Source organism: Rhizobium vallis (genome assembly GCF_003985155.1).
In the GTDB taxonomy this organism is placed as follows: Bacteria; Pseudomonadota; Alphaproteobacteria; order Rhizobiales; family Rhizobiaceae; genus Rhizobium; species Rhizobium vallis.
In genome coordinates this window covers 1-24,650 of sequence record NZ_ML133687.1, presented here as the reverse complement: position 1 = coordinate 24,650, position 24,650 = coordinate 1, and the positions used below count along the sequence as shown (strand labels likewise).

The following is a 24,650-nucleotide window of genomic DNA, read 5'->3' as shown; positions in this document are numbered from 1 at the left end:
CGATTTAAGGATAAATTGTGTGGTGGGCCGCAGGCTTTTTCCGATTTTGTCGCCGCCTGTCACAATACCTGAAAAAAGCCGGATTATGCGGGACATATCGATCCGCGCATCCGGCGAATCCTCTGCCGGAACCTCCATCGCTCATCAGAGGCCGATCGAAAGCCTCTGGCAACGATTTCACAGTATGGTGCGCATTCGAACGGGGACGTGACAAAAACCGCCCGACAGGCGCGGTCATCATTCGGGGTCGGTTGTGACAATCTATCTGCCCATCGCAGAATTGTCGGTGAACATCTTCATCATTCTCGGCATGGGAGCGGCCGTCGGATTCCTGTCAGGAATGTTCGGCGTCGGCGGCGGCTTTCTTATCACCCCGCTGTTGATCTTCTACAATGTCCCTCCCGTCGTCGCGGTCGCAACCGGCGCCAACCAGGTAGTGGCGTCGTCGATATCGGGCGCGATCACCCATTTCCGACGCGGCACGCTCGACGTCAAGCTCGGCACCGTGCTGCTGATCGGCGGCCTCTCGGGCGCCACGGTCGGCATCTGGATCTTTTCGCTGCTGCGCGCCATCGGCCAGCTCGATCTGATCATCTCGCTGATGTATGTCATCTTCCTCGGCACTGTCGGCGGGCTGATGCTGCTTGAAAGCATCAATGCCATGCGGCGGGCGGCGCGCAACGAGCCGCCGGCGCCGCGCAAGCCCGGCCACCAGCACTGGGTGCACAAGCTGCCGCTCAAGGTGCGCTTCAAGAAATCGAAGATCTTTCTCAGCGTCATTCCGATCGTCGCGCTCGGCTTTGCGATCGGCATCCTGACTTCGATCATGGGTGTCGGCGGCGGCTTTATCATGGTGCCGGCGATGATCTATCTCTTGCGCATTCCGACCAATGTCGTCGTCGGCACCTCGCTGTTCCAGATCATCTTCGTGACCGCCTATACGACGATCGTGCAGGCAGCGACGAATTTTTCCGTCGATATCGTGCTCGCCTTCATCCTGATGGTGGCGGGCGTGATCGGGGCACAATACGGCGTACGCGTCGGGCAGAAGCTGCGCGGCGAGCAGCTGCGCGCGCTCCTCGGCCTGCTGGTGCTCGCCGTCGGCCTGCGTCTTGCGATCGCACTGGTGGTGACGCCGGCCGACGTCTATTCGGTGGTGATGGGAGCGGGGAACTGATGCGCCTGCTCGCCGCCGCCATTGCATTCCTCTGCCTGCTGCCGGTGGCTGCCGGAGCGCAGTGGCTGCCCGGACAGGCGACGGAAGTCGTCCGCGAAGGATTGGAGATCGGCACATCGACGAGCGAAATTGCCATCACATCGGATTTCCGCGGCGCAGACCTGACGATCTTCGGGGCGCTGTCGAACACCGATCAGCTGCTGCTCGCCATCGGCCAGTATGATGTGGTCGTGGTGCTGGAAGGGCCGCGCGAGGATGCGACGGTGCGGAAGAAAGAACGTGTCTTCGGCATCTGGGTGAACAGGCGCTCGATGACCTTCGAAGCAGTGCCACATTCCTATTCGATGTCGAGTTCGCGCGGGATCGACGACCTGACGACCCCGCTTGACCTGACCGATCGGGGGATCGGCATCGATCACATTCCGCTGACCCCGGTCGGCTTCGTCGGTGACGGCAGCAATCTCGCCGAATTCCGCCAGGCTTTCCTGCGGCTGCAGCAGGCAGACGCGCTTTACGACCGCAATCCGACCGGCGTGCGGTTCGTCTCCTCCAATCTCTTCAAGGCGAGCCTGCGCCTGCCGGCGAACATTCCGAACGGGGTGCACACGGTGCGCGCCTATCTCTTCAAGAGCGGCAATTTCGTCACCGAAAAATCGTTGCCGCTGCGGGTTATCAAAACCGGCATCGAGCAGACGATCACCGATGCGGCGCATGGGCAGCCGATCCTTTACGGCGGCGTGGCTGTGCTGCTCGCCGTCATCACCGGCTGGACCGCCAGCCTGATCTTCCGCAAGGACTGATCTGCCATCACAGGTATCGTCTCATGTCCTCAGGAAGGCGAGACGCTCATCGATGCGAGCCGGCGCAACTTCATGAATATCGGCGGTGACCACGCCTTCTGCCACGAAAGGATCTTCCTGAACCCGAATTTCCAGATCGGCACGCGAGGTATTGTGGGCGACGACGGCTCCGCCCGCACTCGGCTGAAGGCCGCCGACGAGGAGAAACACTCCGTCATCAAAGCCACGCTTGATCCAAGCATTATGTCCTTCCATCAGGACAGGCGCTTTGGCCTTGCCGGCCGAGAACTTCAGGGTAACGAAAAACATCCAGGAGCTCCTTAGGATTGCTGAACAGGAACGATTTCGGGAAAAGCGGGCGGTTCGGGCTGCTGTGCTGCCAGCCAAGCGGAGATGTTTTCCACCTCGCGGTGAATGAAGGTTTCGTCGCGATATGCGGCGGCGAGTGCAGCAACGCCCTGACTCCACATCAGAACATGCATGGCCAGCCCATCGGCATCAGCCTCTCGGCCGACCGCAACGAATTGATGCGAGAGCCAATGGCGAAACAGATTGAAAATCTCGGCGGCCCGACCCCTGGCGATGTGATCAAGCTTAGCGAGCTCGTTACAGAGGGTACCAACCGGGCAACCATAAGCCATGATTTTTGCCTGGTTCACGATGAGGAGCTGGACGAAACTGAGAATTCGCTCCGCAGGAGCCTCGGATTTGGCCTCCCATACATCGAGCATTGATTTGGTCCTAGCAAGACGATGCGTGATCACTGCATCGAGAAGCTCGTCCTTCGTCCGGAAGTGGTAGTAAAAGTTACCTCGAGACAATTCGACCACGGCAGCAATGTCGGCAAAGGACGTCGCCTCAAAGCCTCTCTCGTAGAAAAGCCTGTCGGCGGCTTCGACAATCTGCAGTCGCGTGGTTGCAGCAACCAATTCATTCCTCCTTGTCTGTTCGCCAAGCGCCAGCGGCAAGCACGTAGGACATTTGACCTAAGAACTCATTAGGACAATCGACCTAGAACGGTCAAGGGCGCGTACTGGACTTTAGACACACAAGCCGCCAAAACCGCTTGCATATTGCTATCGGATTGAATAGGCAGAACCGGTTTCTTGATGCAATCAGTTAACACAAGACGCTGGAGGAGGACGGAATGAGAAAGCTTGTTGTCTGGAATCTGATGACGCTCGACGGCTATTTCGAAGGGATGAAGCCCTGGGATATCGACTTCCACAATTATGCCTGGGGACCGGAGCTGCACCGCTATGCCGAGCAATTCGGCGAGGAAGGCGATCTGCTGGTCTTCGGCCGCAAGACCTATGAGGGCATGGCATCCTACTGGCCGACGGCCGAGAGCGAAGATAAGATCAAGGGCTATATGAACGGCATCGCCAAGATTGCCGTATCGCGAACGATGACCGATCCCGGCTGGAATAATGCTCGCATCGTCAGCGATCCGATCCCCGAATTGATGAAGCTGAAGCAGGAAAGCGGCAAGACGATCTTCATCTTCGGCAGCGCCGAGCTTGCCGACAGCCTGCTGAAAGCAGGCCTCATCGATGAAATCAGGGTCTGCGTCGTGCCGGTAATCCTCGGCGGCGGCAACCCGCTCTTCAAGTCCGGAGAGCGCCAGGTGCCGCTGAAGCTCATCGAATCCTCGGCAACGGGAAGCGGCGCGGTAATCCTGCGCTACGAGCCCGTCAGGACATAGCATCTGAGATCATGGAATGATCCGTGGCCACGTCCATGGCCGCCCTGCATCATCCCCTCTCCGCACAAGGAAACATCCGAGGGATGGTTCGCATTCGACTAAAAACCGGTTTTTAACATTTACGAGTTAGTAATCTCTCGGAAACGAGAGGTTTTGTCATGCGTACTCGTATCGTTTTGACGGCCGTGGGGCTGGCGCTACTTGCCGGCTGCGCGACGGCGCCGAAGCAGACGCGGAACATTTGCGCCGTCTTTGATGAGCGCGACGGGCTCTTCTCCAGCTGGCAGCGTGCCGCCGAGCGGACAGAGAAGAAGTATGGCGTGCCGGTGCCGATCCTGATGGCGACGATGTACACCGAATCCGGCTTCCAGCCCTATGCGCGGCCGCCGCGCACCAGGCTGTTCGGCTTCATTCCCTGGACCCGGCCCTCGACGGCCTACGGTTATTCACAGGCGCTCGACGGGACCTGGGATCACTATCAGTCGCAGACGGGGAATTGGGCCGCGCGACGGACGAACTTTTCCGACGCGATCGATTTCATCGGCTGGTATCACTACCAGAACAGCGCCGAGACCGGCATTCCGCTGAACGATGCCTATAATCTCTATCTTGCCTATTATTCCGGGCCGACCGGATACAAGCGTGGCGACTGGCGCTCGAATGGCCAGTTGCAGCAGACGGCACAACGGTTCGCGCGGATGGCGGGGACCTATCAGCAGCAGTTGCAGGGGTGTAATTGAGGTTCAAGGGCGTGCCAGGCGTGCCCTCGAATTGGCAGGCGCTATCCGCGCAAATTCCCGTACCGGACTGAATAGATCCGATCCCGCCCCAAAAGATGCGCCACCAGCGAAGATTTGTCGAACAGGCCCTTCATCGCCTGATGGCCAAGATCCAGACCACCGCTCATGACGCCGAAGGCCGGCATGAGAAGGCGGGCGCCGTCGGTGGCAAAGCAGGGGCGGCGGATGGATCTTTCGCGCCGGCGCACGGTCGCCGACGGGTGCAGGTGGCCGGCGATTTCGCCGCTCTGTAAGCCGTTCTTCGGCTCGTGGCGGAAAGTCAGGCCGGCATAGTGCATTTCGTCGGCAGAAGCGCCCGGCAGGTCGACGATGCCGTCAGGGTCATGGTTGCCGTTGATCCAGATCCATTCCCGGCCGCGCGCCATCGCGATGATCAGTGCGCGGAAATTCTCCGGCAGATGCTTCGAACCGACGCGGTCGTGGAAATTGTCACCGAGCGAGACGACGAGCTTCGGATCATAGCGTGAGATGACAGCGTCAAGGACGGTCAGCGTCGCCAGCGTATCGTAAGGCGGCAGCATCATGCCGCGGCGGGCAAAGGCCGCGCCCTTTTCCAGATGCAGGTCGGAGACGACGAGCAGGCCGGCATCCGGCAGATAGAGAGCGCCGAGCGGATCGCAGACGGCGGCAATACCGTTCACCGATGTCTCGATGCCCGGTATCGCGTCAGGTCCTGAAATATCGCGCGCCAGCGCCAGGCGGTTTATCACTGTCGTCTTTTCCCAGTCGTCTCATGCCAGAGCTTCGGCGATCAGATCGTCCGCCGCTTCGGCAAGCAGCGCATCATGGGCCTCGCCCGGCACCGCCTCGCGTCCGATTTCCAGCATCACCGGCACGGCGAGCGGGGAAATATGGTCGAGAGCGCGGTGGGTGATGTGGCCCTTGATTCGCTTCAGCATATCGCCAAGACGGCCAATATCCAAAAGTCCCGTCGCCGCATCCTGCCGGGTTGCCTGCAGGAGGATGTGATCCGGCTCGTGGCTGCGCAGCACGTCATAGATCAGGTCGGCGGAGACGGTGATCTGGCGGCCGCTCTTTTCCTTGCCCGGATGGCGGCGCTCGATCAAGCCTGCAATCACGGCGCAATTGCGGAAAGTGCGCTTCAGCAGGAAGGATTCGTCGAGCCAGGCTTCGAGATCGTCACCGAGCATGTCTTCGTCGAAGAGTTCGGAGAGGCTGAGGCGGCCGTTGCCGATCATTAGCCCCATATCCTCAAGGCCCCAGATGGCCAGCGAATAGTCCGTGGCGACAAAACCGAGCGGCTTGGCGCCCGTCCGCTCCAGCCGGCGGGTCAGCAGCATGCCGAGCGTCTGGTGGGCGAGACGGCCTTCGAAGGGATAGGCGACCATATAGCCGCGGCTGCCGCGCGGGAAGGTTTCGATCAGGAATTCGTCGCGCTTTGGCAGCATCGACTTGTCGTTCTGCAGCGACAGCCAGTCGCGCACCTGATCCGGTAGGCGGCGCCGGCGGTCGGGATCGGCGATCATCGCCCGCACCTGCTCGGCCAGATAGGTCGAGAGCGGAAACTTGCCGCCGGCATAGGATGGGATTTTCGGATCGAGCGAAAAGGCCTGAGAGGCGAGACATTCGTTTTCACGAATGCCCTCGAAGCGCAGCACCTTGCCGGAGAAGACGAAGGTATCGCCCGGCGACATCTGCTCGAGGAAATATTCCTCGACCTTTCCAAGCGTGGCGCCGCCACGGCCGATCCTGCCGCCCTCACCGCGCTTGACCATGCGGATATTCAACATCGGGCTTTCGACGATGGTGCCGAGGTTGAGGCGATATTGCTGGGCGACCGCAGGATTGGAGACGCGCCAGCGGCCCTCCTTGGTCTTGCGGATGCGGGCATAACGCTCGTAGGTCCTGAGCGCATAACCGCCGGTCGCGACGAAATCGACGATGCGCTCGAAGGTCTCCCAGGTGAGATCGGCATAGGGCAAGGCACTGGTCACCTCGTCGTAGAGTTCGAGCATGTCGAAAGGCTCGGCGCAGGCCATGCCGAGCACATGCTGGGCAAGCACGTCGAGCGCCCCGCGACCAACCGGCGGGGTGTCCTGCGCGCCGATATAGTTGGCGTCGAGGGCCGCCTGGCACTCCATGACCTCGAAACGGTTGGCCGGCACGAGGATCGCCTTCGACGGCTCGTCCATGCGGTGGTTGGCGCGGCCGATGCGCTGGGCAAGCCGCGAGGCGCCCTTCGGCGCGCCGACATGAATGACGAGATCGACATCGCCCCAGTCGATGCCGAGATCGAGCGTGGATGTGGCGACGACCGCACGTAGCCGGTTTTCGGCCATCGCCGCCTCGACCTTGCGGCGCTGGGCGACATCGAGCGAGCCATGGTGGAGCGCAATCGGCAGGTTGTCGTCATTGATCGTCCAGAGCGCCTGAAAGAGCATTTCGGCCTGGCTGCGGGTGTTGACGAAGAGCAGCGTCGTGCGGTGTTCGAGGAGCTGCCTGTAAACATCGGGAATGGCGTATCGGGCGGCATGGCCAGCCCAGGGAATGTGCTCTTCGGTTGAAAGGATTGAAATCTCGGGCTTGGCGCCGCCTTCGACGACGACGAGGCCGGCGTGATGTTCACTCCCCTCCTCCTGTTCGACCAGCCATTTCTGCAGGTCCATCGGCTCAGCGACGGTCGCCGACAGGCCGATGGTCTTCAGGCCAGGGGCAAGGCGGCGCAGGCGGGCAAGGCCGAGCGAAAGCATATGGCCGCGCTTGGAGGTGACGAGCGAATGCAACTCGTCGAGGACGACATATTTCAAATCCTTGAAGAAGCGCTCGGCCTCGCGGTTCGCCAGAAGCAGCGCGACCTGCTCAGGCGTCGTCAGCAGAATATCCGGCGGGTTGAGTTTCTGACGCTGGCGCTTGGCATTCGGTGTGTCGCCGGTACGGTTTTCGACGGTGACGGGCAGGCCCATCTCCTCGACCGGTTTCATCAGATTGCGCTCGATATCGATGGCAAGCGCTTTCAGCGGCGACACGTAGAGCGTGTGGATGCCGGTGAAGGCGGAGCCGGGCGGAATCCGCCCGCGGCGGGTAAGATCAGTCAGAGAGGGCAGGAAGCCAGCGAGCGTCTTGCCGGCGCCGGTCGGCGCAATCAGCAGCGTGCTTTCGCCGGCTTCGGCGCGGGCGAGCAGTTCCAGCTGATGGGCGCGCGGGCGCCACCCCTTTTCCGCAAACCAGCGGGCAAAGGCGGCAGGCAGCAAGGCGCGGGCTTCGGAATCGATCTGGTCCACGCCTTGAAAGTAGTGAAATGCGGGAGAAAAAGAAGAGTGGTTGACAGAAGCGATAATCGTAGATATTTTTTATCCACGAATTGAGGAGGTGTCTTCGATGAAAATGAGCGATGGGGTCGAGCAGGCCATTCACAGCGTCGCGATGCTTGCCGGCCTCTCTGAAGGCGGCGTGCTTTCGGCAGCGGCACTGGCAGAATTCCACGGCGTCTCGACAAGCTACCTGCTCAAGCATCTACAGGCGCTCTCGGGCGCCGGCATCCTCGATACCGTGCCAGGGCCGAAGGGCGGCTATCGGCTTGCGAAGGCGTCGGGGGAGATTTCGCTGCTCGACATCCTGCTCGCAGTCGAGGGGCCGGCACCGGCTTTCCGCTGCGCCGAAATACGCCAGCGCGGGCCGAATCCGGTCTCCGATCACTTCTTCGCCAAGCCCTGCAACATCAGCGCGGCGATGCTCCGAGCCGAACGGGTGTACCGGGCGGAACTCGCCAAGACGAGCATCGCCGATCTCGGCATCGAACTGAATGCTCTCGACGACGGATCGATCGCAGCCCGAGGCTGCGCTTTCCTCGAAATCCACGAACGTAAGACGGCTCGCTGAGCCCTAACCAAGGAGAAAGATGATGCAACCACGTTTCAACTTCGCCAAAGCCGCCCCTGACGCCTACAAGGCGGTCGCCGCACTCGAGCAATATGTCCAGTCCTCCGGGCTGGAGCGCCGCTTCATCCACCTGATCAAACTTCGCGCTTCGCAAATCAACGGCTGCGCCTATTGCGTCGACATGCATGTGAAGGAAGCCCGCCATGATGGGCTCAGCGAACAATGGATCAACCTGATGTGCGTCTGGCGGGAATCGCCGGTCTATGACGCCCGCGAACGCGCCCTGCTCGGCTGGGTCGACGCCGTCACGAATATCGCCAAAACCGGCGCGCCGGATGCCGACTACGAAGCGCTGAAGGTGCATTTCTCCGAGAAGGAGATGACTGAGATTACGGTGGCGATCGGCGCGATCAACATCTGGAACCGGCTTGCCGTCGGTTTCCGTTCGCAGCATCCGATCGACAAGGTAACGAAGGCCGCGTGATGCACAGCTTCACGCCGATGGCTTTCAGGTTCCCATAAGAGTCCGGATGCCGTTGATTATTCCGACGACCGTTCCCACTGTCGGAATAATCGACACAAGCCGTGTCCATGCATCGAAAATAATATTCCTGTCGGGCGTCGGCTTTTCAGCCTCGCCTGCAATTTTCCTTGCCAACTCCTGAGCGTCCTGTCTGCCGCTCTCTTCGCAATATGCAATAAGCAGACCCAACGCGCTCGCAACCTCGTCGCGGTCTGCCTTCTGCACCGTTTGGGTGATCTCGTTGTCGTTTCCCACGACTGCGGTCTGATTGCCGACAAAATCACCGTAGACTGTCAATGTCTGCGATATCTGCTCTGCTCGCTTGCGTACCTTGTCCAGAATATCGGCTGTCATCCCGCGTGTTTCCTTGTCAAAAACCAGGCGATATCGCACGTCGTCTTCAATTTTCTTGATATGCAGGTTTGCGAGGCTCGCGCACAGGCCAGCGAACCACACGGTCAAACAGATATTGAAGATGGTGAAGAGCATGGTCAACAAACCAAGCGCCCCACTGCCGTCCTCGATCCGCGACATCAAGATGAGCGTCCCAAATATGCTTACGAGAGCGGCCAGCGCGTACACGACCGCAATCAGCCTGAAAAACCGACTGAAGCCTTGCACAATCGACTTGAGGCTTCGCAGATAGGACCGTTCGCTTGATGATCTGTTCTCGATGATTTCTTCGTCTGTCTCGACCGCGCCATCACCATAAGACATGGTAAAACATCCCAACATCGCCCGTCAGTAAAATAATCGGTTAGGTCGCAAATGACAATCGAAATACAATCGAAAATTCGCCGTGGCGATGTATTCATTGTAGGATGCAATACTATGACGATTTAGAGAATCCGGCTTCCAAGCGATGCGCCGCAGAAGGCGGCGAGATGGATATCTACTTAAAGAATTCATTCCGGCAACCGACCCGAAAAGTTCGGGTCGGTTGAATATCTGGTCACTCGCGATCGGTGATGTCCCGTACGGCAACGGCGTCAAACCTATTGCCCGAGAGGTCGATGCTGTTGAACAGGTCGCGGACGACTTTCGCGACTTCCTCTGCGGAAGCGCCCTTGGCATATTCTTCCTGCATGCGGCGTCTCACAAGTTTTTCCAAATCTGACATGGCTCACCTCATCAAATCCGGCGCGAGGAGGAGTGTCGCGCCGAGGCTGACCGCAGGCAAGTTACGTTTTGTTTAGAATGGCTTACCGATTTGTAAGGTTAGAGCGCGATGTAGCGATCAGCGCGGTGATTGATGGCGACGAAGAGGTTGAGCACGACCGCGCCGAGCACGGAATAAAAGACGACAGGCGGGGTGGTGACGAAGACGGCGACGGCGAGCACGCACATGTCGATGGCAAGCTGGACGAGGCCGGCGCGGATGCCGAAACGCTCCTGCAGGTAGATGCCGAGAATGCCGACGCCGCCGAGACTGGCGCGGTGGCGATAGAGCGCCAGCAGGCCGAAGCCGAGCAGCAGGCCGCCGAGAAGGGCCGCCCAGGCCGGATGGATGCTCGAAATGGAAAAGAAGCGCGACTGCGCATCTGATAGCACCGATGTCAGGCCGATCGCGATGAAGGTCTTGATCGTGAAGGCCATGCCGAGGCGCTTCCACGAGAGATAGAAGAACGGCAGGTTGAGCAGGAAGAAGGCGAGGCCGAAATTGACGCCGAAGGCATAATGCAGGAGGAAAGCGACACCGGCCGTGCTGCCTGTGAGAAGACCGGCGCTGGCGAGCACGTAGAGGCCGAGGGCTGCGACGAGGCTCCCGGAGAATATGCCCTGCACATCCTCAACGGTGGAGTGACGCGTCGCGCTTGTGTTCCAGACGCCAAGGGCATTGATGAGCTGTGTCATGTCGCCAGTCTCCAACGGCAGACGAGTTCAGGAACGTCCGGGCAAGACCCCGACGCGACGATATTTTTCATTATGAAATGAGCTGGAGCGCTCGGCGTTTTATCGCCGCGCTCGCTGCGGATATCTGTGCAATATCAGGCTTTTTGCGGTTCGATCAAGCGGAATAGGTAAGCAATGTTGACCTATTTGAAAATCGCAAGAAATATTCGCTCAGGCCGGCTTGCGCGTAAGGAACAGAATGCCGGAGACCGGTTTTCCGCCATCTTTGCGAATGACCGACTTGACGGTCGCAAGGACTTCCAGCCCATGACGGGCAAGAAGCATCCTTACATACGTTTCAGAATGGGCGTAGCGCAGCGACGGAGCGAGATGAAAGCCATCCCCATCGCCGGCATCCTCGACGGAAAAGGCGATATCCGCGCCTGATGCAGCGAGTTCTCCGATGATGGCAAACACACTCTCGAGGTTACCGAGATACATCAGCACGTCGGCTGCCGTTACCAGGTCGGCGCGATGGTGCGCGGCATCCGCAAAGAGACCGGAGAGCTCCGGCGCGAGCGAGAGATCGGCTTGGGCGAGAGTATCATAAACCTGTTTCTCGGCGGCCTTCGCCAGCATGTTCTGCGAGAGGTCGAAGCCTTCGAGGCGGCCGACAGCGGAGCGGATTTCCGGACCGAGCAGACCAGTGCCGCAGCCGAGATCGACGGCGCGTTCGTAGCGCCTGCCGGTGGAGGCAACAAGCGCTGCGAGCTTCTGCGGGACGCTGTAGTCTAGTTTTTCGACAAGTGCTGCTTCGAAACGGTCGGCATAATCGTCGAAGAGGCGCTCGACATAGCGACTCGGTGGCCGGTCGGGTGTGGCGACATCGCCGAGAAGGGCGAGTTTGAGGGCTGCGCCGAAAATATCCTCGGGATCGAGGACGAGCGTCCTGCGATAGGCCTCGATCGCGGCTTCGCCCTTGCCCGCCTTTTCCAGATAGGCGGCGAGGCGATACCAGCCGGCAGCCCAGGCGGGCACGAGTTCGAGCGCCTGCTCCATCAGTTCGGCGGCCGCTTCCGGCTCTCCGCCTTCTTCGAGCATCCTGGCATAATCGGCGCGGCGGTCGGCGATGACGTCGCCTGAGGAAAGCTGATGGGGCTGCATGAATGGACCTATTGGTTGGCCCGCATTTGGCGGCGGCCACAAAAAAACTCAAGTCCTATTTCAGAGGCGAAGCGGCCCAGCCACAAAGGGAGCGAAGCGGCCAAGCCCGCAAGGGGCTTAGGGGCCAATTCCGGAAAGGGCTTGCGGGCGGCGCGCCGCAACCTTATTCCAAGGGCAAACAGGAGATGGCGCATGTCCGATCAGGTGAACAGGTTCCTCGGCGATTCACTCGGCCGCACACTGGTAAAGCTTATTGTGGTGTCGCTGATCGTCGGTTTCGTCATGACCGTTTTCGGCCTGACGCCGTGGAGCATCATCGATGGGGTCCGCGACTTCATCCTGGAGATCTGGCATCGGGGCTTCTCCGCACTCGGACGCGTCGGCGACTATCTCATCCTCGGGGCGACGATCGTCATCCCGCTCTTCGTCATCCTCCGCCTTTTCAGCTATCACAGGTAACATGACATCGATCGTTCTTTCCAGGCGCAGTCTGTTGCGTCTCTCCGGATTTGCGTTCGCCGCCGGCATTGCCGGCTGCACCAGCACCCCGCGGATCGCCGGCACGCCGTCTGACGGCGAGGACGAAACGTCGAGCGTATTGCCGCTCGTCAACCAGCTGAGGGCGAAGAACGGCCTACCGCCGCTTGCCGTCGATCCGGCAGCGCAGACCGCCGCCCTCTTCCAGGCGAAACGCATGGCGAGCGCCGGCAAGATGGCGCATCTCATGGGCATGACCGACAGTTTTGGCGCACGTGTGAAAGCAAGTGGTGTCCGGCTGCCGGCGGCTGAGAATATCGCGTCCGGCCAGCAGAGCGTTGACGCCGTGGTGACAGCCTGGATCAACTCGCCCCATCACCTCGAAAACATGCTCGGGCGTTATGATGGGCTCGGTGTTGCCGTCGCGCATAATACATCTTCCCGGAACCTGCCCTATTGGGCCATGGTGCTTTCCAGCCGAGGCGATTCCGCCTCGATATGAGGCAGGCATGGATACGCGCAGCAACAACAACTCTCTGGCTTTCGACGTAACGCACCGGCTGGTGCTCGCGATCGCCATTCCGATGACGCTCGGCTTTATGACGACGCCGCTGCTTGGACTGACGAACACCGCCGTCGTCGGCCGGATGGGCAATGCGGAGGCGCTTGCAGGACTGGCGATCGGCGCCATGCTCTTCGATCTCATCCTCGGCAGCTTCAACTTCCTGCGCGCCTCGACGACCGGGCTGACCGCGCAGGCTTATGGAAGGCGGGACCGGCACGAGCAGCAGGCCGTTTTCTCCAGAGCGCTGATATCAGCGCTCGGCTGCGGGCTGGCGCTCCTCTGTCTTTCGCCGCTGCTGATAGCGGCGGGGTTGAAGCTGATGGGCGCGGAAGGGGCGATTGCCGAGGCGACCAGCACCTATTTCTCGATCCGCATTCTCGCCGCACCGGCGGCGCTGGCGAATTACGCCATTCTCGGATTCGTGCTCGGGCGCGGACAGGGTAATATCGGTCTGCTGCTGCAGGCGATCATCAACGGCATCAACATCCTGCTTTCCATCTATCTCGGCCTGACGCTCGATTGGGGTGTCGCGGGCGTTGCCTGGGGAACGATGGCCGGCGAGACGGCAGGTGCGCTCGTCGGGCTTTTCATCGTGTTCAGCGGCTTTGACAAGGCAGAGCGGCCGGCATGGGCGGAGATCTTTTCCAGGCACCGGCTGGCCGAGCTTTTCGCGCTCAACCGCGATATCCTGATCCGTACCTTCGTGCTGATCGGCGCCTTCACCATCATGACACGGATCGGCACCAGCTTCGGTGCGGTGACGCTTGCCGCCAATGCCGTATTGATGAATTTCTTCCTGCTGTCAGGCTATTATCTCGACGGGCTTGCCAATGCCGCCGAACAGATCATCGGCCGGGCGATCGGCGCGCGCTACCGGCCGGCCTTCGACCGCGGGCTGAAACTTACGATCTTCTGGTCCTTCGGACTGGCGGCGATCGGTTCCGCCTTCTTCTTCCTCGCCGGTCCCTGGCTGATCTCGGTGCTGACGACCTCGCCCGAGGTTCGGCAGGCGGCCGAAACCTATCTGCCCTGGGCTGCGGTGACGGGACTGACCGGCGCGCTCGCCTTCCTGATGGATGGGGTCTTCATCGGCGCGACATGGTCGGTCGAGATGCGCAACCGGATGCTGATGTCCTTTGCCGGTTATCTGGCGATGCTCGCCGTCTTCGTGCCGCTCTTCGGCAATCACGGCCTGTGGCTGGCGATGAACGCCTTCCTGCTCTTCCGCGGCTTCTTCCTGGCCATGCTGGTGAAGCCGCGGGCCGATCAGACCTTTCGCGCGGCCCAGTAGTCCAGCCTGGTGTCGCGCAGCTCGCGGATCGAACCGGCCTTTTCTCGGTCTACGAGCTTGGAGAGGCCGCGAACAATATCGCCAGCCAAGCCGGGGCCTTCATAGACCATGCAGGAATAGAGCTGGACGAGATCGGCGCCCGCCCTGATTTTCTCCAGCGCGGTCTCAGCCGAAGAGACGCCGCCGACGCCGATGATCGGCAGGGCGGGGCCGACACGCTTGCGCATTTTCGCGAGCACAGCCGTCGATTTTTCGAAAAGCGGCACGCCCGAGAGGCCGCCCGCTTCCTTCGCCTGGCGCTGATCCTTAAGCCCGTCGCGGGAGAGCGTGGTGTTGGAGACGATCAGCCCATCAAGCGCATGTGAGAGCGCCTCGGCGGCGATGTCGTCCATGCCCTCCTCGGTGAGATCTGGAGCGATCTTCAGGAAGACGGGGATTTTCCGGCCCGATTTCTTCGCTTCCTCGTCCCGCGCGGCAAGCACTGATGACAGCAGCGCGGCAAGGCTTTCACGCGCCTGCAGGTCGCGCAGGCCAGGCGTGTTCGGCGAGGAGATGTTGGCGGTGAAATAGCGCGCGACGGAATAAAAGCGGCGGATGCCGGCGACATAGTCGGCGATACGATCCTCGCTGTCCTTGTTGGCGCCGATATTGACGCCGACGATCCCATTGCCCGTCAGTGCGGAGAGGCGCCCGAAGGCGGCGTCATGGCCTTCATTGTTGAAGCCGAGGCGATTGATGACCCCCTCATCCTCTACCAGGCGGAAGATGCGCGGGCGCGGATTGCCGGATTGCGGCTTCGGCGTCACCGTGCCGATCTCGGTAAAGCCGAAACCGAGCTTCAACAGCTGCTCCGGCACCTCGGCATTCTTGTCGTAGCCGGCGGCCATGCCGAGCGGGTTTTCGAAGACGAGGCCGGCAACGGTCTGGCGCAGGCGCGGATCGGGAGCGATGTGGCAGGCAGGCACGAGGCCGGATTTCAGTGCGGCGATCGACATGCCGTGCGCGGTTTCCGGATCGAACAGGAAGAGCCCCTTGCGGGCAATACGCTTGAAGGGATCGATCATGGCTGCAGCTCCGGGAAGACATGAGCTCCTGCCTCATCGAGCGGCAGCGGCGCCTCCCAGAGTACGGCGGAAAGCGGCAGATCGGCATAAAGATGCGGGAAGAGATCACCGCCGCGCGAGGGCTCGAAGATAAGCTTGTCGCCGAAGCCACTGCCATTGACGGCAATCAGCAGCAGGCCGGACTGGCCGGCAAAATGCAGAGCGGCGGTCTGCTTCACCTGGCCTGCGGTCGAGAAATGGATGAAACCGTCGTTGAGATCGATACCGGCGCCATGAAAAATGCCGGTTTGTCTGGCTTGCTGCCAGAGCGTTTCCGTCACGATCTTGTAAAGGGTCGGTGTCACGCTCATCATGGCCTCGCGATTGCTGGTCCTCGGTCACGAGGGCTTTGCCGGAAAGAGGCGACGATGTCCACGCCCCGGCGCGAAAAACGGGACTGGCGGAAACAAATTCCGGAGGATGAGACGATGAAGGCATTGGTTATTACGCTTGGCGTTTTTCTCCTGCCGTTTGCGGCCGCAGCCGCCGAAGCCGATGCGGGCCGCTTCCAGCTGGAGAAGAGCGGCGACCATTTCGTCCGGCTCGACCGGCAGACCGGGGCGATGTCGATCTGCCAGGACAAGGACGGCGCCCTCGTCTGCCGGATGGCGGCCGACGAGCGGGCGGCCTATGAGGACGAACTCGACCGGCTGGCAAAGCGGGTGACGGCGCTGGAGCAAAATACCGCCCAGCGCGCGCTGCCGAGCGATGCCGAGGTCGACCGTTCGATCAGCATCATGGAGCGGATGATGAAGAGTTTCATGGGGATGGTGAAGGAGTTCCAGGCTGAGGAAAACACCAATCCCCTTCCGCAGAAGACCTGATCTGGTATAGTCGCGTCAGCAGGCATGCATGCGGCGCTGAGGGGATGGCGGCGCGTGCGGCATGATCGGACTCTTGGGAGGGAGTTTTCGATGCACGAACAGACCATCATCATCGCGGACGATCATCCGCTTTTCCGGGATGCGCTGCGCCAGGCGGTGATCGGCATGGAAGGCCGGCAGGCGATCGTCGAAGCCGGCGATTTTGCCGCCGCGCGCAAGGCGGCAGGCGCCCATGCGGACGCGGACCTGATGCTGCTCGACCTCGCCATGCCTGGGGTCAGCGGCTTTTCCGGCCTGATGGCATTGCGCTCCGAATTTGTCAGCCTGCCGATCATTATCGTCTCGGCAACCGACGATGCGACGACGATCCGCCGCGCGCTGGAACTCGGCGCTTCCGGCTTCATTTCCAAATCCTCCGGTATCGAAGACATTCGCCGCAGCATCCAGACGGTGCTTGCCGGCGATATCGCCACGCCGGACAGCTATCGCGACGGCCAGGAACAGGATCCCGATGTCGCGGACCTGATCCACCGCCTGCATACCCTGACGCCACAGCAGAGCCGGGTGTTGACCATGCTTGCCGAAGGGCTGCTGAACAAGCAGATCGCCTACGAACTCGGGGTCTCCGAGGCGACGATCAAGGCGCATGTCTCAGCGATCCTCTTGAAACTCGATGTCGACAGCCGGACGCAGGCGGTCATCCAGCTCGGCAAGATCAATATGGCAATGGTCGCCTGAATCCGGCACGCGCCGATGACAGGATTTTATTCCTTTCCCGTCTTTACTCGGGCGGAGCGGTCGGTTAATATTCCGCTCGGTTGAAGCGCGGCATTGGATGAGCCGCACGGGATCGGGCGCATCATGCTGTCACACGAGCAGATCTGGGGGGCGATCGACAGGCTTGCCGAACGGCATGACCTGACGCCGTCCGGTCTTGCGCGGCGCGCCGGGTTGGACCCGACCTCCTTCAATAAATCGAAACGGCTTTCCGCCGACGGGCGGTTGCGCTGGCCCTCGACGGAATCGATCGCCAAGGTGCTTGAGGCGACAGGGGCGAGCATGGAACAGTTTCTCGCCTTCATGCGGCCGGGCACCAGCCCTTCCGGGCTCCCGGACGCAGCATTTGCGCCTCCAGGCAGCTCGATCCCCCTGCTCGGCTTTGCACAGGCAGGCGCTGGCGGCTTCTTCGACGATGGCGGTTTTCCGGCCGGCCAAGGCTGGGACGTGGTGGAATTTCCGGCGGCGCCATCACAGAAGGCTGGCGTCTATGCGCTGGAGGTGCAGGGCGAGAGCATGATGCCGCTCTACCGCGACGGCGATGTGCTGATCGTCGAGCCGGGGGCGCAGGTGCGCCGCAACGACCGCGTCGTCGTACGGACACGCGAGGGCGAGGTGATGGCCAAGGTGCTGCTGCGTCAGAGCCCGCGGTCGATCGAGCTCATGTCGCTCAATCCCGAACATCCCAACCGCGTCCTCGATCTTTCCGACGTTGACTGGATTGCCCGCATCATCTGGGCCAGCCAATAGGAAGATATTCCATGCGCCCTGCCGCCTTGCTCACGGGTATTTCAGGGATTGCGGTGGTGGCCGGCCTGCTGATGGCGGGCGAAGCAAAGCTTGGCGGCGGCGCGGGCGGAGAAGAGATCGCACCAGCAGAAGAGGTAACGACCGCAACGGCGGATGCTGTTCCTGAGACAGCCGGGCAGCCGGCGGCGATATCGGACGAACACGCCGAAATGATCGCCCGTTCGGCGGAACCGCCGGTCCCGCCCTCCCCGACTGCATCTGGCGGCACTGCGCCCAAAGCCGCCGATGTCAAACACCAAGCGGGGACGCTGAAGGACGAAACGGCCAGTCTCGGCACGAAAAAGACGATGGAGTTGTCGCGGCCGGCGGTTGAAAATGCCGGCATTCTTTCCTTCGGCGAGCGCAGGCTTCAGCTTGCCGGTATCGTCTCGACGCCGGTCGACAGGATATGCGGACCGGCAAGCCGGCAATGGCCCTGCGGCATGATGGCGAAGACGGCATTGCGCCTGCTATTGCGCAACCGCAGCATCACCTGCGATCTCGAGACAGTGGAAGGGCAGGGAACGGCGACGGCTGCGTGCCGGCTCGGCACAGAGGACCTCGGCGCATGGCTCGCTGAAAACGGCTGGGCGGAAGCGGCGGCGGGCTCGCCGCTTGCAACCGCCGCCGAGAAGGCCAGACAGGCCGGAAAAGGCCTTTACGGCGACGATCCGCGCCGCAAACAGCCGGCGGCCCGGCAGCTGCGCAATGCTGCCGATCCCTTGTAAAGGCCGCCGCCAGTTCCTAATCTGGGCTGATCGAAGAAGGAATCAGAAATGAACAAGCCGCTTTCCGCCCATGATGCGCTGATATACGTGATGGTGATGGCATCCGCCGTCGACAGCACGATGAACGACAGGGAAATGGAGAGGATTGGCCAGCTGATCGGATTCCTGCCGGTTTTCAGGGATTTCGATGACGACAACCTGATTTCCGTGGCGCGCGACTGCGCCTCGCTGCTTGCCGGGCCGGAAGGCCTCGACGTCGTTCTGGAAACCGTGCGCGACACCCTGCCGGCAAAACTCTACGACACGGCCTATGCACTCGCCGTCGAGGTCGCCTCTGCCGATCTTTCGGTCAAGGCGGAGGAACTGCGGCTGCTCAGCCTGCTGCGCGACCGGCTCGGCCTCGACAAACTCACCTGCGCGGCAATCGAGCGCAGCGCGATTGCCCGTTTCCGCAAGGGCTGAAGTCCAGTTGCGGCTCAATAGAGTCCGTAAGGGAAATAGCGCAGATAGATTTCCTGGAGTCGGCCGTTGCGCGAAAGCGCGGCGAGCGCGTGATCGATGGCCGATGTCAGCACGCTGTCTTTCTGCCGCAGCATGATCGTCATGCCCTCGCCGAGGAAATGTTCGGAGAGATAAGGACCGTCGAAGAGCGAACAGCATTTGGCCGAAGCCGGCGAAGAGACCCAGAAGGAAAGCTGCAACGCATCGGCAAAGGCGGCATCGACTTTGCGGTCCTTGAGTGCGGCAAGCAGAGCTTCCTTGGTATCGAACGGCTCTGCCTTGAGGGCCGGGAAGAAGGCGGCCAGCATCGCTTCGTGCACCGTACCCCTGACGACGCCGACCGGCCGGCCCGAAAGTGCCGCAGCCGTCTTTCCATCGATCGGCGCCGCGAGATTGCGCACGAAGCGCGCCGGCAGCATCAGATAGGGCCTGGAGAAGACGAACCGCCGGCGTAGTTCCGGGGTTACGGCAAGGCCGGCGATGACGGCGTCGCCCTGCGAGGCGGCGAGCGCATCCTTGAGATCGACAAAGGGGATCGCCTGGATCTGGCACTTGTCCGATATCTCGAGCTCACTGCAGATTTCGCGGGCAAGGTCGACGTCGAAACCGGACAGCTTGCCGTTCTGATCGGTGAAATTGAAGGGCGGAAAATCGACCGAGGTCAGGAAGCGAAGGCGGACCAGCGAGGAAAGATCCGGTTTGGCCAGGCGTTCGCGTGCATCGAAGAGCAGCGGCAGCGAGGGTGCTGCCTGCTGGGCGGATGCGGTAAAAGTCGAAAAGAGCGCTCCGAGAAACAGCCCGCACGCGAGAAAACCCTTCAGGGCCAGGGATGCCAGCTTGGATTGCATCATTGTGATCCGGTCTCGGGTTAAGCGGGAAGCGTTGCCGCGCCGGCGAGATGTATCAGAGTCATGCCCGGCGGGGAATATGCGGGGGAGTGCGGATGGCTTCGGTTTCGGACCTCAAAGGGATATGCGGCAATGCCTTGCTTCCCTCTTCTCCCCGAGGAGAGAAGAGACTTGAGGCGCCGTCCGGGGCTAACAATTCAGCCCCTAAAAATTGCGGGCATCCGCCGCCCGCTGTTAGCGCGGAATTAAAGAATATCGCCTTTTATTTGTGGCGACGACATCGGACCCCGCCAGCCGATCGCATGATGCACGCGTCAGTCCAAACCTATCCTTGAACCGCGATATTGAAGCAGCGCTTTTTTCTGCAGCAATTGATTTCAAAAGCACCGGGCGCGCGACGTGCCCGTCAATCGGGTGACATTTCCATGTTGAAGCATCTGAAAATCCGCACGAAAATCATTTCGGTCGTGGCGCTGCTCGGGCTCATCACGATGGCCGGGCTGACCTATGTCATCTCCGAGTTCCACCGCGCGGACGCCGCCTACAGCGCCTTCATCGATCACGAGGCGCAGGCCTCGATGCTCAGCGCGCGCGCCAGCGCATCGGCGGTTGCCTCGGTGCTGCAGGTAACGCTGCTTGCCGAGATGAAACCCGATACGCCGGAATTCCAGACGGCGCTCGCCACGCCGAGCAAGCTGCCGCAGGCCCGTGATCGCATGAAGCAGGCGCTGGCGCTGGTGCCCAGCCGCAAGCCGGCGATCGATGAGATCCAGGCCGGCATCGATGAAATCGAAACGGTGGCGAACAAGATCATCGAGCAGAGCAAGGCTAAGGACAGCGCCGGCGCGCTTTCGAACGTTGCCCTGATCAATGCCAAGCTCAATGCGCTGACGCCGAAAATGATCGCCAACAATGATGCGATGATGGCGATGCTCACCGATGGCGGCGACGCGCTTTCGGCTTCGATCAACGGGCGGATCGTCTTCTGTTTCGTGCTGATCGGCATCGCCGTGCTCGCCGCGGTCGGCTTCAGCGTTGTTGTGGCCCAGATCGGCATCGCCGGTCCGATGACGCAGCTGCGCCAGCGCATGACCCGGCTTGCCGAGGGCGATACCGCAAGCGATGTCGGTGGCCTCGACCGCCGTGACGAAGTCGGCCAGATGGCAAAGGCCGTTTCGACCTTCCGCGACAACGCAATCGAGCGCGTCCAGATCGAGGTGCGTGCCGAAGCCGACCGCAACGTCAGCGACAACGAGCGCCGTGAAAGCGAGGCGCAGAAGGCCCGCGAGGCATCCGAACTCGAACGCGCCGTCGCGGCACTCGGCGACGGCCTGCGCCGCCTTGCCGCTGGCGATCTCGCCTCGCATATCAATGAGCCCTTCGTCGCGCATCTCGATGCACTGCGTGAGGATTTCAACAATTCGGTCGAGAAACTCAACGAGACCATGCATACGGTCGGCGCCAACGCCCGGGCGATCGGCGCCGGGGCCAACGAGATCCGCTCTTCCGCCGACGAGCTTTCCAAGCGGACGGAGCAGCAATCGGCCTCCGTCGAAGAGACGGCGGCAGCGCTGGAAGAGATCACCACGACGGTGCGCGACGCCGCCAAGCGTGCAGAGGAAGCGAGCCAGCTCGTTGCCCATACCCGCCTCGGCGCCGAAAAATCCGGCGAGATCGTCCGCAAGGCCGTCTCCGCCATGCAGCAGATCGAACAATCCTCGGTCGCGATCGGCAATATCATCGGCGTCATCGACGACATCGCCTTCCAGACCAACCTGCTTGCGCTGAACGCCGGTGTCGAAGCGGCGCGCGCCGGCGAAGCGGGCAAAGGCTTTGCGGTCGTCGCCCAGGAAGTGCGCGAACTCGCCCAGCGCTCGGCCAATGCTGCCAAGGAGATCAAGGCGCTGATCACCAACTCCGGCACGCATGTGCAGACCGGCGTTTCGCTGGTCGGCGAGACCGGCAAGGCGCTCGACGCGATCGTCCAGGAGGTGCAGGAGATCAACCAGCACGTCCACGCGATCGCCGAAGCCTCCCGCGAGCAGTCGATCGGGCTGCAGGAGATCAACACCGCCGTCAACACCATGGATCAGGGCACGCAACAGAATGCGGCAATGGTCGAGGAATCGACGGCCGCCAGCCACAACCTCGCCACGGAGGCAGCAGCGCTCAACAATCTGCTCGGCCAATTCAGGCTGACGGGCACCGGCGGCTTCGCCGCCGCCGCACCGATCGCGTCGGCCCGGCCAACGGCGATGGCGCCGCGCGCTACCGCGCGCCCGGCTGCCAAGGCACCGATCCGCGTCGCCCGGGAAGGCGCTGCCCGCCCGACCGCGTCGCCGGCCCGGGCGCTCGGCCAGAAGATCGCCAACGCTTTTGGTGCAGGCAACAGCACATCGTCAAGCAAGGACGCTGATTGGACCGAGTTCTGAGGCGGTCCAATCAGGCATTGGAAAGGGCGGCTGCGGCCGCCCTTTGTTTTTGCACTAACCCGGCCGCCAGCCAATCTCGACGAGGATGTTTCCGGGCGCCGTGCAATAAAACAGCCAGCCGCCGCGAATGGCGGCAGGCGGTCCGGACAGATCAGCACCGGCTGCAACGAGCCTGGCATGAACAGCATCGACATCCGCCCTTTCGGGCAGGATGAAGCCGATATGATAGGTCTGGCGCTGCAGTTCGACCTGATCGGCAGTGCCGAACTTGGCGATCGCGTGGCTAAGGACGATTTCGAGCCCGGCATCATCCTCCAGGATGGCGAGGCCGTTCAGGCCACGCATATCCTTGAGCCTCAGGCCGAAATGACGGATGAAGAAATCCGCCGTAGCGGCGATATCGGGCACGTAGAAATCAAGATGGTTCAGGCGCATAACAGTCTCCGTTCGAAAAAATCCCGGGACTGCCATTTGCTGTCTCCGCACGCCGCCGGGATCCCGCATCTTCATGCGGACCACGTCGCGGGTTCTCGTGCCATGGCACGGAGCAGAGCTTCTTGAGGGCGCTGTTTACGCTCTCGCGGAAGGGATCGGGCTTACCTCAACCGATCCTGCCTTTTTCGACCATGCCGATCTAGCAGACGGCATCGGTTTCGGCAATGGATGGGTTGCCACACGACTGGCGGAACGGAATTTTCGCCCTAATATCAATAGGTAGATGTCGCGTTGCGCCGACCGCGCGATCACGACGTCCCCAGGGACATTTCCCGAAGGATTGAAGAGCGGCATGGGCACTTGTGTCGTGAACTCTCTCCGGCAAGGCGTAGAGTTATGTCAATCATGACATTGGGAGGGGATGGATATGAAACCTGCAATCATCGGCCTTATCGGCACACTCGCTCTCGCGGGATGCAACACCGTCAGCTACAGCGGCCCCGGCCTCGAACCCATCCCGGGAAGCATCACCTATAGTGGCCAGCCGCGCACCAAGCTCACCAAATCACCCGTCGGTTCCGCCTTCCCGCATGATTTCATCGACCAATACGGCCGGCAGGTGGAGGAAACCTACATCATCCAGCCCGACCGAAGCCTGATCATCGCGCATCGCCAATACAAGCCGATCCGGTTCTTTGGGGATTAGATCGACGTCGCTGTGGAAAAGATATGTGGAGTGGGTGAATGGATTTCCCAGTATAGCGCGCCCTTCTTAGGTCTCGCGGCGAGGTCAAAATTGCAGACTCCTCGTTGCAAATCTTGCCGAAGCATCCCAGCAAGATTATCGCAAACCTCCGCCCCGGGGTCACCTCTGAGGTGTGTCGATACACGGAAATTGCCGCGTATGAGACGTAGGACTGAAGCGCTATTGGCAGATATGGAAAACAATTCGGCCATCGGCCCGGTCAGCCCAAGAGGAAAGTTATCAGGGCTAATCTGCCAATCACAATACGGAAGAGGGCTTCCACCCTGGTCTCGCAATTGATCAAGAATCAGAGCGTGCATTCGACAGAGAAAATATAGAAGGTAGATAACATAGGAAGCTTGAACGATCGAAATCGCGAACTCACGGCCTGATGATAAGCCGACCACCGATACTTCCCGCTCAGAAATCAAAATATGCTGGCTTAAGCCCAGATTGACGATCAACTCAGAGAGTGAATCTGCAACTGTGCCACCTTGGACGCTAAAAGCCAGACCGAAGACCTCACTGCTCGCAAGGATTTTGGGAAACTGCCCGCGGAATTCTTCGCGGTATCGGTGATTGCGGTTCGCGGCCCATTTCTTCAACGTCTTGCTCTGACGGTTCAACAACGGCCCTAGCGTACTCTCCCATCCCCACTGTTCGGCGCTCTCAGACACCAGGAGGGCGGTCGTATGCCAGCCCCCACGATCATTCGGAATCTCCTGTGGACTATGGTCCATGGAAGCAACTAGCATTGTCATTTATCTGACCTAGGCTGGCTACGCGACTGGCTGGAAGATGATTTTATCACGTTCAACCGTCAACTAACCGAATGCGTGGTGATCGACGGGAAGCTAGTCGCAAAATCGCCACCGTCGCCCAGATCGCAAGTGAAACGGCAGGCACACAAGTGAAACGTCACGATGCTTAACTATTGATGCTCGACCTGAGAGATAGGTGACGTTTCGTACCGGAGACATGGGTAACACTTTTCGCTTTTTGGCGGGAGGTGTTGATGCCGTGGAAAGAGACTTCGGTGATGGAGGAACGTCTACGATTTGTCGCCCGACTGCTGGAGGGCGAAGGGATGAGCGATGTGTGCCGGGAGTTCGGCATCTCGCGCAAGACCGGCTACAAGATCTTCAACCGCTACAAGGACGACGGCCTGGAGGCACTGACGGACCGGTCTCGACGGCCGGTGCGCTACGCCAACCAGTTGCCCGAGCCGGTGGAGGCAATGATCGTGCGGCTCAAGAAGGAGAAGCCGCATTGGGGTGCCAGGAAGATCAGGGA

The 24,650-nt window shown here is 61.0% G+C and carries 30 protein-coding genes; 17 read left to right on the top strand and 13 right to left on the bottom strand.

What is annotated here, in order from left to right; genetic code table 11:
- Window positions 1-253: 253 nt before the first annotated feature.
- Window positions 254-1,177 carry a sulfite exporter TauE/SafE family protein gene (locus EFQ99_RS05365; protein WP_126919629.1) on the top strand — a complete coding sequence of 308 codons (924 nt, stop codon included), beginning with the start codon at window positions 254-256 and terminating at the stop codon, window positions 1,175-1,177.
- On the top strand, window positions 1,177-1,977 hold the full coding sequence (locus EFQ99_RS05360; protein WP_126919628.1) for a TIGR02186 family protein: 801 nt from the start codon (window positions 1,177-1,179) through the stop codon (window positions 1,975-1,977). The genes EFQ99_RS05365 and EFQ99_RS05360 overlap by 1 nt, the downstream gene beginning before the upstream one ends.
- Before the next feature lie 21 nt (window positions 1,978-1,998).
- Here the strand turns inward: EFQ99_RS05360 and EFQ99_RS05355 are convergent, their stop codons facing one another.
- Window positions 1,999-2,286 (bottom strand): YciI family protein, encoded by a 288-nt coding sequence (locus EFQ99_RS05355; RefSeq protein WP_126919627.1) that lies wholly within the window; start codon window positions 2,284-2,286, stop codon window positions 1,999-2,001.
- An 11-nt stretch (window positions 2,287-2,297) separates the two neighbouring features.
- Window positions 2,298-2,906 carry a TetR/AcrR family transcriptional regulator gene (locus EFQ99_RS05350; protein ID WP_126919626.1) on the bottom strand — a complete coding sequence of 203 codons (609 nt, stop codon included), beginning with the start codon at window positions 2,904-2,906 and terminating at the stop codon, window positions 2,298-2,300.
- A gap of 218 nt (window positions 2,907-3,124) precedes the next feature.
- On the opposite strand from EFQ99_RS05350, the gene EFQ99_RS05345 reads away from it, so the two are divergent.
- On the top strand, window positions 3,125-3,682 hold the full coding sequence (locus tag EFQ99_RS05345) for a dihydrofolate reductase family protein (RefSeq protein ID WP_126919625.1): 558 nt from the start codon (window positions 3,125-3,127) through the stop codon (window positions 3,680-3,682).
- A gap of 158 nt (window positions 3,683-3,840) precedes the next feature.
- Window positions 3,841-4,422: a transglycosylase SLT domain-containing protein gene (locus EFQ99_RS05340; protein WP_126919624.1), complete on the top strand. Its 582-nt coding sequence runs from the start codon at window positions 3,841-3,843 to the stop codon at window positions 4,420-4,422.
- A gap of 41 nt (window positions 4,423-4,463) precedes the next feature.
- Here EFQ99_RS05340 and pdeM read toward each other — a convergent pair whose 3' ends face one another.
- Together pdeM and EFQ99_RS05330 are read right to left on the bottom strand one after the other, a co-directional pair.
- Window positions 4,464-5,192: a ligase-associated DNA damage response endonuclease PdeM gene (gene pdeM, locus EFQ99_RS05335; protein WP_208722722.1), complete on the bottom strand. Its 729-nt coding sequence runs from the start codon at window positions 5,190-5,192 to the stop codon at window positions 4,464-4,466.
- A gap of 21 nt (window positions 5,193-5,213) precedes the next feature.
- Window positions 5,214-7,724: a ligase-associated DNA damage response DEXH box helicase gene (locus EFQ99_RS05330; protein WP_126919623.1), complete on the bottom strand. Its 2,511-nt coding sequence runs from the start codon at window positions 7,722-7,724 to the stop codon at window positions 5,214-5,216.
- Between the two features lie 97 nt (window positions 7,725-7,821).
- On the opposite strand from EFQ99_RS05330, the gene EFQ99_RS05325 reads away from it, so the two are divergent.
- Window positions 7,822-8,322 (top strand): RrF2 family transcriptional regulator, encoded by a 501-nt coding sequence (locus EFQ99_RS05325; protein WP_126919622.1) that lies wholly within the window; start codon window positions 7,822-7,824, stop codon window positions 8,320-8,322.
- 22 nt (window positions 8,323-8,344) lie between these two features.
- Window positions 8,345-8,806 (top strand): carboxymuconolactone decarboxylase family protein, encoded by a 462-nt coding sequence (locus EFQ99_RS05320; protein ID WP_126919621.1) that lies wholly within the window; start codon window positions 8,345-8,347, stop codon window positions 8,804-8,806.
- A gap of 24 nt (window positions 8,807-8,830) precedes the next feature.
- Here EFQ99_RS05320 and EFQ99_RS05315 read toward each other — a convergent pair whose 3' ends face one another.
- The 4 genes from EFQ99_RS05315 to EFQ99_RS05305 form a co-directional block, all read right to left on the bottom strand.
- Window positions 8,831-9,562, bottom strand: coding sequence for a hypothetical protein (locus EFQ99_RS05315; protein ID WP_126919620.1), 732 nt, complete (start codon window positions 9,560-9,562; stop codon window positions 8,831-8,833).
- A 235-nt stretch (window positions 9,563-9,797) separates the two neighbouring features.
- Window positions 9,798-9,965, bottom strand: a complete 168-nt coding sequence (locus EFQ99_RS34910) for a hypothetical protein (protein ID WP_164736333.1) — start codon at window positions 9,963-9,965, stop codon at window positions 9,798-9,800.
- Between the two features lie 98 nt (window positions 9,966-10,063).
- Window positions 10,064-10,699 (bottom strand): YitT family protein, encoded by a 636-nt coding sequence (locus tag EFQ99_RS05310; protein ID WP_126919619.1) that lies wholly within the window; start codon window positions 10,697-10,699, stop codon window positions 10,064-10,066.
- 210 nt (window positions 10,700-10,909) lie between these two features.
- Window positions 10,910-11,842, bottom strand: a complete 933-nt coding sequence (locus EFQ99_RS05305) for a class I SAM-dependent DNA methyltransferase (protein WP_126919618.1) — start codon at window positions 11,840-11,842, stop codon at window positions 10,910-10,912.
- Window positions 11,843-12,034: 192 nt separating this feature from the next.
- Here EFQ99_RS05305 and EFQ99_RS05300 point away from each other — a divergent pair, with 192 nt between their 5' ends.
- Genes EFQ99_RS05300 through EFQ99_RS05290 form a run of 3 tightly spaced genes read left to right on the top strand, consistent with a single transcriptional unit; the run spans window position 12,035 to window position 14,175 of the window.
- Window positions 12,035-12,301: a DUF6460 domain-containing protein gene (locus EFQ99_RS05300; protein ID WP_126919617.1), complete on the top strand. Its 267-nt coding sequence runs from the start codon at window positions 12,035-12,037 to the stop codon at window positions 12,299-12,301.
- A 1-nt stretch (window position 12,302) separates the two neighbouring features.
- On the top strand, window positions 12,303-12,821 hold the full coding sequence (locus tag EFQ99_RS05295) for a CAP domain-containing protein (protein WP_126919616.1): 519 nt from the start codon (window positions 12,303-12,305) through the stop codon (window positions 12,819-12,821).
- Window positions 12,822-12,828: 7 nt separating this feature from the next.
- Entirely contained in the window at window positions 12,829-14,175 is a 1,347-nt protein-coding gene (locus EFQ99_RS05290; protein WP_126919615.1) for an MATE family efflux transporter, read from the top strand.
- Here the strand turns inward: EFQ99_RS05290 and EFQ99_RS05285 are convergent.
- Both EFQ99_RS05285 and EFQ99_RS05280 read right to left on the bottom strand, forming a co-directional pair.
- Window positions 14,151-15,239 (bottom strand): quinone-dependent dihydroorotate dehydrogenase, encoded by a 1,089-nt coding sequence (locus EFQ99_RS05285; protein ID WP_126919614.1) that lies wholly within the window; start codon window positions 15,237-15,239, stop codon window positions 14,151-14,153. The genes EFQ99_RS05290 and EFQ99_RS05285 overlap by 25 nt on opposite strands.
- Complete coding sequence (locus EFQ99_RS05280) at window positions 15,236-15,589, bottom strand: DUF952 domain-containing protein (protein WP_126920835.1); 354 nt, start codon at window positions 15,587-15,589, stop codon at window positions 15,236-15,238. Before EFQ99_RS05280 ends, EFQ99_RS05285 begins: the two co-directional genes overlap by 4 nt.
- Window positions 15,590-15,706: 117 nt before the next feature.
- Here EFQ99_RS05280 and EFQ99_RS05275 point away from each other — a divergent pair, with 117 nt between their 5' ends.
- The 5 genes from EFQ99_RS05275 (at window position 15,707) to EFQ99_RS05255 (ending at window position 18,858) form a co-directional block, all read left to right on the top strand.
- Entirely contained in the window at window positions 15,707-16,102 is a 396-nt protein-coding gene (locus EFQ99_RS05275) for a hypothetical protein (protein ID WP_126919613.1), read from the top strand.
- Window positions 16,103-16,192: 90 nt separating this feature from the next.
- Window positions 16,193-16,840 carry a response regulator gene (locus tag EFQ99_RS05270; protein ID WP_126919612.1) on the top strand — a complete coding sequence of 216 codons (648 nt, stop codon included), beginning with the start codon at window positions 16,193-16,195 and terminating at the stop codon, window positions 16,838-16,840.
- A 123-nt stretch (window positions 16,841-16,963) separates the two neighbouring features.
- Window positions 16,964-17,629, top strand: a complete 666-nt coding sequence (locus EFQ99_RS05265) for a S24 family peptidase (protein WP_126920834.1) — start codon at window positions 16,964-16,966, stop codon at window positions 17,627-17,629.
- Between the two features lie 11 nt (window positions 17,630-17,640).
- Window positions 17,641-18,396 carry a thermonuclease family protein gene (locus EFQ99_RS05260; RefSeq protein WP_126919611.1) on the top strand — a complete coding sequence of 252 codons (756 nt, stop codon included), beginning with the start codon at window positions 17,641-17,643 and terminating at the stop codon, window positions 18,394-18,396.
- Between the two features lie 48 nt (window positions 18,397-18,444).
- Complete coding sequence (locus EFQ99_RS05255; protein ID WP_126919610.1) at window positions 18,445-18,858, top strand: tellurite resistance TerB family protein; 414 nt, start codon at window positions 18,445-18,447, stop codon at window positions 18,856-18,858.
- Window positions 18,859-18,872: 14 nt separating this feature from the next.
- Here EFQ99_RS05255 and EFQ99_RS05250 read toward each other — a convergent pair whose 3' ends face one another.
- Window positions 18,873-19,748, bottom strand: a complete 876-nt coding sequence (locus EFQ99_RS05250) for a transporter substrate-binding domain-containing protein (RefSeq protein WP_126919609.1) — start codon at window positions 19,746-19,748, stop codon at window positions 18,873-18,875.
- A 422-nt stretch (window positions 19,749-20,170) separates the two neighbouring features.
- Here EFQ99_RS05250 and EFQ99_RS05245 point away from each other — a divergent pair, with 422 nt between their 5' ends.
- Entirely contained in the window at window positions 20,171-22,177 is a 2,007-nt protein-coding gene (locus EFQ99_RS05245; protein ID WP_126919608.1) for a methyl-accepting chemotaxis protein, read from the top strand.
- A 54-nt stretch (window positions 22,178-22,231) separates the two neighbouring features.
- Here EFQ99_RS05245 and EFQ99_RS05240 read toward each other — a convergent pair whose 3' ends face one another.
- Window positions 22,232-22,612: a VOC family protein gene (locus EFQ99_RS05240; protein ID WP_126919607.1), complete on the bottom strand. Its 381-nt coding sequence runs from the start codon at window positions 22,610-22,612 to the stop codon at window positions 22,232-22,234.
- Between the two features lie 427 nt (window positions 22,613-23,039).
- Between EFQ99_RS05240 and EFQ99_RS05235 the strand changes: the two genes are divergently transcribed.
- Window positions 23,040-23,318 (top strand): hypothetical protein, encoded by a 279-nt coding sequence (locus tag EFQ99_RS05235; protein WP_126919606.1) that lies wholly within the window; start codon window positions 23,040-23,042, stop codon window positions 23,316-23,318.
- Here EFQ99_RS05235 and EFQ99_RS05230 read toward each other — a convergent pair.
- Window positions 23,315-24,118: a hypothetical protein gene (locus tag EFQ99_RS05230; RefSeq protein ID WP_245441440.1), complete on the bottom strand. Its 804-nt coding sequence runs from the start codon at window positions 24,116-24,118 to the stop codon at window positions 23,315-23,317. The two genes, EFQ99_RS05235 and EFQ99_RS05230, sit on opposite strands and share 4 nt — an antisense overlap.
- Window positions 24,119-24,372: 254 nt before the next feature.
- Here EFQ99_RS05230 and EFQ99_RS05225 point away from each other — a divergent pair.
- A partial coding sequence (locus EFQ99_RS05225; RefSeq protein ID WP_164736334.1) for a helix-turn-helix domain-containing protein occupies window positions 24,373-24,650 on the top strand: 278 nt, incomplete at its 3' end.